This is a genomic window from Sphingobium cupriresistens (genome assembly GCF_004152865.1).
In the GTDB taxonomy this organism is placed as follows: Bacteria; Pseudomonadota; Alphaproteobacteria; order Sphingomonadales; family Sphingomonadaceae; genus Sphingobium; species Sphingobium cupriresistens.
In genome coordinates this window covers 1-11,301 of sequence record NZ_SEOO01000065.1, presented here as the reverse complement: position 1 = coordinate 11,301, position 11,301 = coordinate 1, and the positions used below count along the sequence as shown (strand labels likewise).

The window sequence follows — 11,301 nt, the reverse complement described above, 5'->3', positions numbered from 1 at the left end:
TTCCACGCTGTAGATCCCCACACCTCCCTGACTCGGCAGAAAGGCTTCAAGGTGGACGACTTTTACGCCGCCCGCAGCAGGACTATCCCGCCGCTACCGTGGTCGAATATTGCTCCGCCGTTCTCACAATCCCCTGAGATGCTTGAGGTCGGGATTATCGGGCGCCCCGAGCAGCACCAGTTCCTCCGGATTGGTGCCGCCCATCGAGAGGTCGCAGATGATCCGCGCCTTCGAAGCACGCTTCTTGGAACCGAATAGTGCCTTGAGCGCGCCATCACCCCAGAACGCGACGGCGCATCTGACATCGTCACCCGCGACAACAGTCTGGACTGCGTCGCGCACCTGCTTGTGATCGAGAAACCGCGCCATTTTCCCTCCCATTGCCAGGCATGAAGTCCGCAAGTCGCGCACTACCCTGGCCAATATCGAACAGCGCAGGTCGGGGCCTCGCGCCTGTGCGCCACGGCAGCGGAGATGCTTGCACGCTCAGGCGAGACGTCTGCGCAATTCCGCTGCCTTTCGCTTCAGCCCGATTTTTGGATCGAGCGCGATCGCTTCCTCATAATCTGAAAGCGCGCTGGCGAGATTGCCTAGCGCTTCCTGACAAAGCCCACGTACCTTGAGCGCCAGGGGGCGCTCGGCGGGGGCGAACTCCGGTTCGGCGAGGATCGCATTGACGGATGCGATGATCTTGCCGCTCATCATCGGGGGGAGTGCCGATCCGCGCAGCAGATTGTGGAGGATATGCACATTGTCGCTGCGAGCCTGTGCATCGATCCAGCGATCCCGGTCGAGGAATTGGCCATCGATGGCATAGTCGTAGGCCTGGCCGTCGTGATAGCGGAGCCGGATTCTGCCCGCCTCTGGAAAAGCGTAGCTCTGCGCCCAGCCACTTTCCGGAACCCAGTCGGCAACCTCTCGACCCGACGCGAGATCGAAGATCGCGAGCAGCGATCCGTCGGGACCCGGCGCGTTGCAGGTCTGGCACACCGCCATGCCGCCATCATCGGCGATGCCATTATTGAGCAGGTTCGCCGTGAAGGAACGCTCCACGAGGAGCGTCCCATCCGCGCGATAGGCACGGAACACCCCCTTGAGGCCGTCACCGAACAGCCAGTCGTTGATGACAAAACTGCCGTTGTCGGCGACTTGTCCGTCGTTCGGACGTTCGGCCCGGCCCTGCGCCGCCAGCCGGTCGCCCTCGAACAGATAGAAGCGCCCCGGCCCGCTGCTGCGGTGTCCGCCATGCGTGCCCGCGTCATTGCCGTCGCGCCAGGCGAGCAACCAGCGGCCATCGGGGGAACGCCGATATTGTCCGAAGAAGTCGAGCGACGCGATTCGCACGAACCGGTCGCCAGCCGCGCCGAAACTCAGCATCGGTTCGTCCGTCCGCGTTGACGCGCGTCGCGGCGCCGTCTGCTGAGAGCCTAGCAGGCGCTTGATAAGGTTGATCACGAACGTCACCTATTGTGGAAAGCAGGCGACGACACAGCGCCGGTCGCTACGCATGACACCGTCGATTCCATTGTCCAGATCCCACAGAATGACGCGACCGGAAGCGAGGCGAGCCGTCACCTCTCGCGCATGGAAATTGCGATTGATGCGCTTGGAGATCTGGACATGGCGCAGGCTCGGCCCGCCCGCGAAGCTCGCCTGCCATCGCCGCTCAAGATCGTTGCGCTGGTCCGCGTCCGTTTCCTGCCGGTTATCGACGCTGTCAGCGTCCAGGCTATGGCAGGTCACTGCGTCGATGCGGCGGGCCGCGCCGGCAAGCCGCTTCATGAATTCGATCAGATGCTGCCGGTTGTGCGACCGGGCGCAGGCATAGGGGTCCTTGACCAGCAGCTCGATGACATGGTCGCCGGCAATCGGCGCCAGGAAGATCGCGAAATCGCGTGGCTTGCTCGGCTCGAACACATAACGGCTTGGCGCCGCCAACGGTGCCGGAGCCGATCGCTCGGGCAGCGCAACGCTGAGCGTCGGGCGCCTCGGTGGCACGGTATCGGCGACCGGCGTAGCGGTTGGTGGCTGGGGAGGCTCATCCGCCTGCGCCTCTGCATCCGGCGATGGCGGCAAGTCCGCGGCTGGGCCGGTTTCGTCCTGACCGCCCAGCACATCCTCGAACAGCGTGCTGGTATCGGCCTCGTCTTCGCCCGGGATGAGCAGCCCCCGGCTCAATTCCCGCTTGCGCGTCATCAGCGCGTCGAGCTTCAGGTCGAAGCTTGTCGGGCCGATCGCCGGGTCCGGATGCAGCGATTGGGGCAGATAGACATGGACGTCGCGCGCCTGCCCGATCCGGAATACGCGATCGGTCGCCTGATCCTCAACTGCCGGGTTCCACCAGCGCGAGAGATGAATGACATGATTTGCGGCGGTCAGGGTCAGCCCGACGCCGCCCGCCTTGGGTGAGAGGATCATCACGTCGAACCCGCTTGGGCGACGCTGAAACTGTTCGACCGCCGCCTGCCGCGCATCGCCCGTCACGCCGCCATGGATGCGCAGCACGTCATGCCCCAGGTCGTAGCGGCGCCGGATTTCGGCGGCGAGCAGCGCCTGCATCGCCAGACTTTCGCAGAAGATGAGCGCCTTCTCGCCCTTGACCTTGATGGCGTCGAGCATCTCGAAGGTCGATTGCAGCCGCGCGGACTCTTCGAAATAGCTGCCGGTGGCATCTTCGGGGGCGTAAGGGTGCAGCGACACGCCGCGAAGCATGTGCAGGATTTCCAGCATATGCCCGCGCTTGCCGGTCCCGCGGGCCGCCATCGCGCGTTGGATCACCCGTTCATAGGCTTCCGCCTGCGGGCGCGGCATCGCGAGCGGCAGCGGATGGATGTGCTTGGCGGGCAGGCCCGGCAGGCAGTCGTCCTTCATCCGCCGCAGCAGCAGCGCGGGCCGAGTGTCGCTCGCTTCGGTCAGCACCACATTCAGCTCGCGCAGCTTGTCCGGATCGGACGCGGGGTAGCTGCTCTCGAACGCCTTGCTCGACCCGAGCAGCCCGGGATGGATTACGTCGAACACCGACCAGAGATCCTGGAGCCGGTTTTCGACCGGCGTTCCCGTCATCGCCAGCTGGAACCGCGCGTTCAGCGTCTTGCCCGCGCGGGTCATCTGGCTGGCCGGATTCTTGAGCTTCTGCGCCTCGTCATAGATGATCGCGGCGAAAGGCTGGCGGGCGAAACTCAGATGATAGTCCCGCATCGTCTCGAAGGTGGTGAGCACAACGCCGGCCTGGCTCCACGCATCGCCGTCGATCGCCGCCCGGCCGAGCTCGATATCGCGGCCGATCTCCTCGCGCGAGCGATTGAGGCCGGCGCCATAGGCGCTGACCACCGGGCCCAGCGCGCCTGGCGCCAGATGCTGTTCGATCTCGCGCTTCCAATTGGCGAGCAAGCCGGTTGGCGCAACGATCAACACGGGTTTCGGCGATGGCTGTTCTGTGCGTAGCCAGGCAAGGAACGCGAGGGCCTGGAAAGTCTTGCCCAGACCCATGTCGTCGGCGAGCAGCGCGCCCGGCATCCCGGCCCGCCAGCATGCCACCAGCCAGTTGAAGCCATCGACCTGATGCGGCTTGGGCGTGGTCACGAGCGCTTGAGGAAGTGCTGGCGGCGCGGCGGCGGGCGCCGCGGGCGCCTTCGCGAGGGGCGCATAGGCGACGTCTTCGAGATTGTCGCGCACCTGCAGGAAATAGCGCTGCGTCGCGACTGGCGGCGGCTGCCCCTCGTTCGCAGCGTCATCGTGCGCTGCCTCCACGATGGCGGCGAGATCGTTCAGCGCGGTGCGCGTCTGCTCGGTTGCGGGTATCTCGGCCTCGCCGATGGTGAAGGTCGACCGCTCCTCGCGAAGCGCATTCTCGACGGCCTCGACGGCGGGCGCAATCTCCTCCGGCTTGATCTCCACCATCTGGTCGTCAGGCGGGTCGCCGATGCGCAAGCCAAAAGCCTCGGGTAGCCAGCTGTTAGGCTTGGGCTTGATCCAGGGCAGCACCGGCTTTCGCCAGATATCGATGCCCGAAACGCGCTCGGAGAATTGCTGCGTCTCGACGAACAGGGTGCCGATCTCGGCGACATCGGCACCCTCGGCGCTGAGTGCTTCGGCAAGTCGACGCTGCGGGCTGCGCGCGAATTGTCGGCGCTGTTCAGCGGTCCCACCCTGGGCGTCGCGGACAACTCGAAGCGCCCGCTGCAAGAGCGGATCGAGAAACAGGATCGATCCGCCATCAAGCAGATAGGCGCGCCGTGTCCCATCACCCTGGCGAAATCGACGGGCGAACAGCTGTTGTAGCACCGGAGGAAGCAGGCCATCAGCGGCCTCGTCAAGGATCGCCCCGTCCTCGGTCTCGCGCATCCGCTCCTTGCTGAAGAGGACCGGATCGAAATCGAAGCCTTGCGCCGAGGGCTTGAGATCAAGCGAGAAGCCCGCAGCGTAGCTGAGCCGAAGCCGTTCGATGAAGCCATCGGGCTTGATCAGAGAACGATCCTCGTCCCCGATCGCCTGGCGCAGCGCCGCAAGCGCTGCCTGCCGCTCGCTTTCGCCGGTTGCGGCGTTCAACCGCTCGACCAGCTGCAATGTTGTCCAGATCGGCTCGGCGATCCGCCACTCCTTGGCTTCGAAATGCGCGCGCGCACCGCTTTGCTTGACCGCGGCCGGCAGGCCGTTCGGCCGAGTCCAGCGCGTCTCGATGCGGAAACCGTCCTGATGCGCGACCCCGATCGATTGCAGGTTCAGCGCCAGACGTGCCACCGGCGGGAGACCAAGGCTTGTGGCTTCACCTTCGGTCAGCTGGGCGACCAGACCAGGGTGGAGACACACCGCATTGTCCGAGGCTTCAGCCTGTGCCGAGCCATCGGGCGCATTGTTGCCATCGCCGATCGCCTGCAGCAACCGTGCGACCGCCGGACGCGCCGCGGTCGGAGCCTGGATTATCCAGTCGTCGACAGGGATCAGGGAGCGCGTCCCCTTGCCGAAGAAGCGTCCGCCTTCGACGCGGATCAGCTCGATCCGCTCGCGCCCATCCTCATGCCGCGCTTCGAAGCGCACGTCGGGACCACTCACCATCCTGCTCCATGCCTGGGGTGCCGCACGCCGGCGCTCTGATAGACCTGCCGCGCGAACTTCGGCTGCCAGCCATTGGGCGGATTGTGCGGAATCGCACGGAAGCCTTCGCCCGCCGCCATGGTTCGCAAAGCCGGCCCTTGATAGCGACGCTGGTAAAGACTTGGCGCCTTCTGGTCCGCTGCCCGCCAAAAACGGCAACTGCCGTTATCGCTCCACTCGGCGATGCGAATGTCGCCGATCGAGAAGATCAATGCCGACTGAGCCGTCGTGGCACCACCGCCTTCGAGCGTCGCATAGGCAATTGCCTGGTCATCCATGAACTTGCGCGCGAGCCGCTCCGCTTGCGAGCCAAACGCGAACCATGCGTCGGTGATGAACCCGGCATCGAGGTATGCCAGCCAGAAATCGGTGCGTTCCTTCCATTGGTCGCGCCGCTCGACCGTTTTCGCCACCACCGAGAAGAACTCCCGGACGGTCGCGCGTACCAGCCAGCCGCGCAGCACGGCGAAGGCGGTGTCGACCTGGGCGTCCGGGAACATGGCCAGCACATCACGCCGCAGCGCAGCCCAGCGTTGCGGCGCAAGCCGCGGATCGCCATTGCGCGCCACCAGAAGCGCGCTGACCAGCCGCTGATGCGCTTCAGTGCAGTTGCTCTGCGTCCAGGGCGCGAGCAGGGCATAGGCCAGCGCGGCGTTCAGTTCCTTCGTCGTCGGGAAACTCTCGAACAATGCGATCAGGCGGCGCCCGCTTTGCTGGGCGGCTTCGCCGCGGTGATCCGCCGCCGCTTCGCAGGCGGCGATCAGCGACTCCTCGACAAAGCCGCCAGTCGCAAGATCGCCATCGAGACCCGCCTCACGGAGCAGCTGCGCCGGTCCGTCGGTACCAAGCAGAGCGCGTGACAGCCGCGAGGGTCCTTCATCGGGATCCCAGAGCGCCCATCTGTCGCCGCGCTCTCGCCATGGCCAGTCGTGCCGATTGGCGACCAGCGCGCTGGCATGCATCAGGTGATCGAAGCCGGAATGGTCGAGCGGAAAATGACGGAGATAGGCGGCGATGATCGCACGATCCACACTTTTGCGTGACCGCGCGACGCTCTGGTCCAGCACCGGCGGCGCCGCTTCCTCGAGCGTGTCCTCTGCCCACATCCCATCGAGCAGTCGCTTCAGATCCTTGGGCTTGAGCCGCTCGGGAGCAGCGGGATCGATCCGAGCCAGGAAGCGCGTCCATGCTTCCTTGATTCGCGCCTTGCCCGCCGGCTCGGCACCGATGCGCTGCTCGGCCCGCTCGATTTCGAAGCGGTCGCCCCGCCGCGGGAGGCTTTTCGCCGCCGATGCGCGTTCGCACGCGCGCTTGAGCGCGCTCATCGCGGTTGCTCCAGGATGCGGCTCATCGCAGCGCCGTCCGCGCTGCGCGGGGTAACCATCAGGAAGCGCAGATCGATCCGGCGGTTCTGCGCCTTTATCTGGTCGGGCGTTCCCGCCGCGTCAGGCACGGGACGGCGCTCGCCATAGCCCGCGACGCCCAGGATCGGCACTGGCTGATGCCCTGACCTGTTGACCAGCTGCTCGAGCTCGGGATGCGCATCGGTGAGCTGGCGAAACGTGTTGGTCGCGCGGAGTGCCGACAGGTCCATATTGTCGCGAAGCACCCCGCCGCCCGAAAGCGGGTCGCTGTCGGTATGGCCCTCAATGAAGATTGCATCGATCTTGTTCGCCGCGACCGGCTTGCCCCGGCATGGCGGTCCGCCCGGCAGTCGATCGGCATAGCAAGGGAGTACTGCCGCAAGCTCGTCCGCGACGATGCCCACCGCCTGACGCCCCTCAGGCTTGAGCGCGAACTGGCCGGTGTCGAAGAGGATACTGTTGGGCAGGCTGAGCACGCCGGTCTCGGCATCGATCCGAACGGTGAGGTTGTACGGCTTCAGCCTTTTGTCGAGCCGCTCCTTGAGCGTCTCGAGGATCTCGCGGCGAGTCTGGCCGGCGCTGGTCAGCGTGTCGGTGGTTTGGCGGAACTGCAGTGCAAAATAGAGCAGCAAGATGATGAAGATGAACAACAGCCCCACCATCATGTCGGCCATCGACACGAAATAGCTCTCCTCTTCCTCTTCCGATCGGCTGCGCCGGACGCCACGCCTTTCCATCGCTTACTCCTGCGCCTGCATCTTGCCGAGCAGGTCCTCGATCTGATCGGCAAGCTCGGTCAGCGGCTCGAGTGCTGCCGAGAGCTTGTCGACCGCGCCGGCCAAGGCGTTATCGATCCGGCCGACCTGCTCGTTGAGATGCGCGGCATGGTCGCCCGACGCGCTCCGGATCTGGTCGAGCGCTGCCGCGAGCGCCGTGTCGACGGCTTCGAAGCGGTCGCGATAGCTTGTCCATGCGCGATTGGCGGCTTCGCTGGTCTCACCGAGCTTTTCGGCAATGCCCGCAACGGCGCGGTGCTGCTCGCTTGCCGCATCGCTCTGCCGGGTCATGGCCTCCTGAACCCTGGCGACCGCCGTGCCGATCGCCTCGGTCGCGCTGCGGATCGGTGTGGCGGCGCCTTGGAGGTCATTGGCGGCGCGGTTCAACGTACCCGCAACCCCTTCGGCGGCGCGGCCTGCCTCGACAAGCTTGCCGGCGTGCGATTCCGAGGCTTGCGCCGATCGCTCGATTCCGGCGGCGAGCGCTTCCATGCGTCCCGCCGTTGTCCGCAATGTTTCGACAAGTCCCCCGCTCGCCTCATCGAAGCGTGCACCGAAGGAAGCGAACGCGCTGGCGATTGCCTTCGCGCTTTCTTCGCTGGCTTTGGCGACAGCGGCGTCGACCGCCTCGCTCATGCCGGTCGCGGCACGCCCGGTCGCGGCCTCGAGCGCATCGGCGGCGCGTCCGAGCACCTCGGCATTGCGGGTCGCAGCGGCGTCGGCACCTGCCGTCAGCCGCCCACCAATATCGGCGATCTCGCCGCGCATCTGATCGAAGGCGGCTTGGATGCCCGTGGTCGCGCGGCCGAACTGCTCAACCGCCTCGCTGCTGGCGGTCTGCGCGGTCTCGGTCAGCCGCGCGCCGGTCGCATCGATGCGGGTGTGGAGCGCGTCGAACATCGCGGTCATCTTGTCCGAAGCCGTCGCGAAATCGCGGGCGGCCTGGGCGATCTGGTCGTTCGCGGCCTGACCCGATCCTTCGATCTGCTCATGGATCGTCGCCAGCCGCGTCGTCATGTCCGTGAGCGCCGCGCCGAGCTGCGCCATCTCAGCCCCGGCATTCCGGCTCAGAGCATCGCCCAGCTCCTTGCCGATCTGATTGAAGCTGCCGCTTTTGAAATCGTCGATGCTTGCCTGAATGCCCCCAAGCACCTGCACCATCGGCTGCATCTGGCGCTCCAGATTCTCGCCGATGGCGATTGCCAGTTCATGGCTGAAGCTCTTGAGCGCGGTCGTCTGCTCCTTGGTCTCGCGCAGCTGTTCGGCGGCGATCCGCTGCGGTGGCGAGAACAGGGTGCCGCGGTCGATCGCATCGACGATGCATTCAAGCTCGCGCTGGCTGGCGGCGTGCCAGCGCCGATCGAACACGCGCAGCAGGATAGACGCCAGGACGCCAGCGATCGACGTCCAGAACTTGACCGACGTAATCGTCAGCAAATTGATCAGTGCCGGCGTCATGTTCGCCGATCCATTGGCCGCGCTCAGCGCTGTTACTGTGGTCGTCAACGCAGCAACGATGCCGAGGAACGTGAAGGTGAGCCCGATCGCGACGAAGATGTTCGCCCACCAGGCCAGAATCCGCGTGTCATCGCCAAGATGGAGGAAATAGCCGTCCGCTCGCACGGTCGCGCGCATCGGCACTTCGGATTCATCGAGGATCGTCTCGCGAAACTGGCTCCATGCCAGTCGGATTTCGGCAGCGCCTCGATCGCCAGCCACCATCGCTGCATCGATCTCGTAGAACCGCTCGGCGAAGACACGCTGCGCCGTGTGGTTGTCATCCACTGCAAGCACGGGAGCAAGTATGTCGACACGTTGCTTCAGCGCCGCTTTCAACGGTCGGTGGAAACGGATATTGTTGCGGCCAATGATCAGCGCGCAGGACAGAAGTATTACCAGCGATATCCACAGCGCCGCCGATGGATTCCCAAAGACGAGTACGACCATCCCGTTGATCGGGTTGACATGCGATTCCATTGAGCCCCCAATTTTCGCTCGATGAATGACTGTGTATCGAGGTTACACCGTTCACGCACGTGAAATGCCAAGGGAAATTGCAAGGCGCCAGTTGTTCTTGTCGACCGAAGCTGGAGTGCAGTCATGCCGAGGCCGTCCACGGCGCTGTTATAACGCCGCCCGCGATAGCTCCGGCTCAGGATGTGGCGCGTTCAACTTTGGGCGGGCGCCTCGTTGCCGGAACAACGGTCGACAACAGGGTGCGTCGCTGCCCGGCCGGTTGAGTGTTGCGAATGGCAGGTTCCCGCGTGAGCGGAAATTCCCGCCACTTTATCAGAACGATGTGTCTTGGTCGGGCGTTGCCGGTCCCGCTAACGGCTCGGGAAGGGAATAACCGTGGCGCTGTCCAGAAAGCAGGCCATGCCTTCTTCGGCAACTGCCTGTCGGAATGCGTCCAGAGCGGCCGCGTCCGTAGGAAACTGATCATCCCACACCGTCGAAGTGCCACTGGAGTTGACCACTTCGAGCGACCAGTCGGGTTCGTCCTCGAGTCGGACGATATTGACCTCCACGGTGACACCGTCCTGTGTGACAGTGCCGGAAAGCCCGGAAATGACAAGATTGGGATCGTGGTCGGACATGGGCATAATCTATGGTGCCGAGGTGGTCGTGTAAATCGTGCTCTGTTGCTGGAAAGAGGGAGTGGTCTTCGAAGGCGCCTCGCGCCTGCCGGCGCGACCGCGCTCTATGGCTCGGCGACGTCAAAGGCTTTCCGTCGTCTTCGCCACCGAGCCCCGCCTTCACCGGGTCTCGTCCTGTCGGTGACGATCGGCTGGCGCTAGCGGACGGGCCGTGCCCATCCTTGACGCGGTCGCCGCGCTGGTGCGCGGCGGCGCTTTTGGTGGCCTCTCCCGGTCAAGCGCGGGTGGGCGGCGCTCCCTGCTAGGCCCGCCCGCGTCGCCGGCAAGCCGGCCCTCGGCTGCGCTCGGGACCGGCTCCTCCACTATCGTTCCGGCCCTGCGCCACCCCATCGCTGGCGCGACGGGGACCCCGGCTTGGGTGCCGGCTCCGCTCGCGGCGGGCCTTTCCGGTCGCATCTTGCCGCCCACCCCGCTTTTCGGGGAGGCCATGGTGGTTTTCGGGCGGCTTGAGGAGGTGAACGATGCGTGCATCCACTGGCCATCGCGTGTCCGGCAAGGGTCGGAAACCCCAAGCGAACGAGGGCGGGAAAGTGGTCCCGGCGAAGACCCGGACGCAAAGCAAAGGGGGCGATGCGAACCGCGCGAACCTCTATGACGAGGTGACGGCGCGGATCATCGGCGAGCTCGAGGCAGGCCGTTTCCCATGGGTTCAGCCATGGGGCCAGCCCGATGCGGACGGCGGCGCGATCGGTCCCGGCCTGCCGCGCAACGCGCTCACCGCACGGCGCTATTCGGGCGTCAATGTCCTGATCCTGTGGGGCGCGGTGATCGAGCATGAGTTTCCCTCGCAGGGCTGGCTGACCTTCAAGCAGGCGCTGGAGGCGGGCGGCTGCGTTCGAAAGGGCGAGCGTGGCACCACCGTTGTCTATGCCGACCGCTTCACTCCCGAGGCGGAGAAGGCCCGCGCCGTCGAAACCGGCGGCGACGCCAAGACCATACCGTTCCTGAAACGCTTCACCGTGTTCAACGTCGCGCAGTGCGAAGGGCTGCGCCCCGGCCTCGCGCCTGAACCCGTGCCGCTGCCCGAACGCCAGATCGTGCCGGTCGCCGAGGAAGTGATCGCGGCGAGCGGCATCGACTTCCGCGTCGGCGGCAACCGCGCCTATTATGTGCCCTCGCTGGATTATGTGCAGGTGCCGCCGCAACCGGCCTTCTTCGAGCAGATCAACTATTACCGGACCTGCCTGCACGAACTTTGTCACGGCAGCGGCCACAAGTCGCGGCTGAACCGCAACCTCGCGGGCAGCTTCGGATCGAAGGATTATGCCCGCGAGGAATTGATTGCCTTATCTGGACAGTCTGCGCCGTCCGCAACATTGCAGTAAGGTCGGCGATGGACGCCCACGGTAGGCAGTAATCAGGCTGGCCGTAGCGCTGACCCAAGAGCTGGCGGAGGCCAGCCTGATTGCT

At 65.3% G+C, this 11,301-nt stretch carries 8 protein-coding genes; 1 reads left to right on the top strand and 7 read right to left on the bottom strand.

Features of this window, described 5'->3' with window-relative positions; translation table 11 throughout:
• Window positions 1-123: 123 nt before the first annotated feature.
• The 7 genes from EWH12_RS20630 to EWH12_RS20600 form a co-directional block, all read right to left on the bottom strand.
• Complete coding sequence (locus EWH12_RS20630) at window positions 124-369, bottom strand: phospholipase D-like domain-containing protein (RefSeq protein ID WP_129927680.1); 246 nt, start codon at window positions 367-369, stop codon at window positions 124-126.
• Between the two features lie 117 nt (window positions 370-486).
• On the bottom strand, window positions 487-1,377 hold the full coding sequence (locus tag EWH12_RS20625) for a tetratricopeptide repeat protein (protein WP_207212459.1): 891 nt from the start codon (window positions 1,375-1,377) through the stop codon (window positions 487-489).
• Window positions 1,378-1,464: 87 nt separating this feature from the next.
• Window positions 1,465-5,055, bottom strand: a complete 3,591-nt coding sequence (locus EWH12_RS20620; RefSeq protein WP_129927678.1) for a DEAD/DEAH box helicase — start codon at window positions 5,053-5,055, stop codon at window positions 1,465-1,467.
• Window positions 5,049-6,419 carry an EH signature domain-containing protein gene (locus tag EWH12_RS20615; RefSeq protein ID WP_129927677.1) on the bottom strand — a complete coding sequence of 457 codons (1,371 nt, stop codon included), beginning with the start codon at window positions 6,417-6,419 and terminating at the stop codon, window positions 5,049-5,051. The genes EWH12_RS20620 and EWH12_RS20615 overlap by 7 nt, the downstream gene beginning before the upstream one ends.
• Window positions 6,416-7,195 carry an OmpA/MotB family protein gene (locus EWH12_RS20610; RefSeq protein WP_129927676.1) on the bottom strand — a complete coding sequence of 260 codons (780 nt, stop codon included), beginning with the start codon at window positions 7,193-7,195 and terminating at the stop codon, window positions 6,416-6,418. The genes EWH12_RS20615 and EWH12_RS20610 overlap by 4 nt, the downstream gene beginning before the upstream one ends.
• A 3-nt stretch (window positions 7,196-7,198) precedes the next feature.
• On the bottom strand, window positions 7,199-9,211 hold the full coding sequence (gene zorA, locus EWH12_RS20605) for an anti-phage ZorAB system protein ZorA (protein WP_129927675.1): 2,013 nt from the start codon (window positions 9,209-9,211) through the stop codon (window positions 7,199-7,201).
• A gap of 350 nt (window positions 9,212-9,561) precedes the next feature.
• Entirely contained in the window at window positions 9,562-9,831 is a 270-nt protein-coding gene (locus EWH12_RS20600; RefSeq protein WP_129927674.1) for a hypothetical protein, read from the bottom strand.
• A gap of 590 nt (window positions 9,832-10,421) precedes the next feature.
• On the opposite strand from EWH12_RS20600, the gene EWH12_RS20595 reads away from it, so the two are divergent.
• Complete coding sequence (locus EWH12_RS20595; protein WP_422917748.1) at window positions 10,422-11,216, top strand: ArdC family protein; 795 nt, start codon at window positions 10,422-10,424, stop codon at window positions 11,214-11,216.
• Window positions 11,217-11,301: the final 85 nt, after the last annotated feature.

Coding starts and splice junctions, on each gene's coding strand:
- EWH12_RS20630 (WP_129927680.1), bottom strand. CDS start 369: ATGGCGCGGTTTCTCGATCACAAGCAGGTGCGCGACGCAGTCCAGACT.
- EWH12_RS20625 (WP_207212459.1), bottom strand. CDS start 1,377: ATGCTGAGTTTCGGCGCGGCTGGCGACCGGTTCGTGCGAATCGCGTCG.
- EWH12_RS20620 (WP_129927678.1), bottom strand. CDS start 5,055: ATGGTGAGTGGTCCCGACGTGCGCTTCGAAGCGCGGCATGAGGATGGG.
- EWH12_RS20615 (WP_129927677.1), bottom strand. CDS start 6,419: ATGAGCGCGCTCAAGCGCGCGTGCGAACGCGCATCGGCGGCGAAAAGC.
- EWH12_RS20610 (WP_129927676.1), bottom strand. CDS start 7,195: ATGGAAAGGCGTGGCGTCCGGCGCAGCCGATCGGAAGAGGAAGAGGAG.
- zorA (WP_129927675.1), bottom strand. CDS start 9,211: ATGGAATCGCATGTCAACCCGATCAACGGGATGGTCGTACTCGTCTTT.
- EWH12_RS20600 (WP_129927674.1), bottom strand. CDS start 9,831: ATGTCCGACCACGATCCCAATCTTGTCATTTCCGGGCTTTCCGGCACT.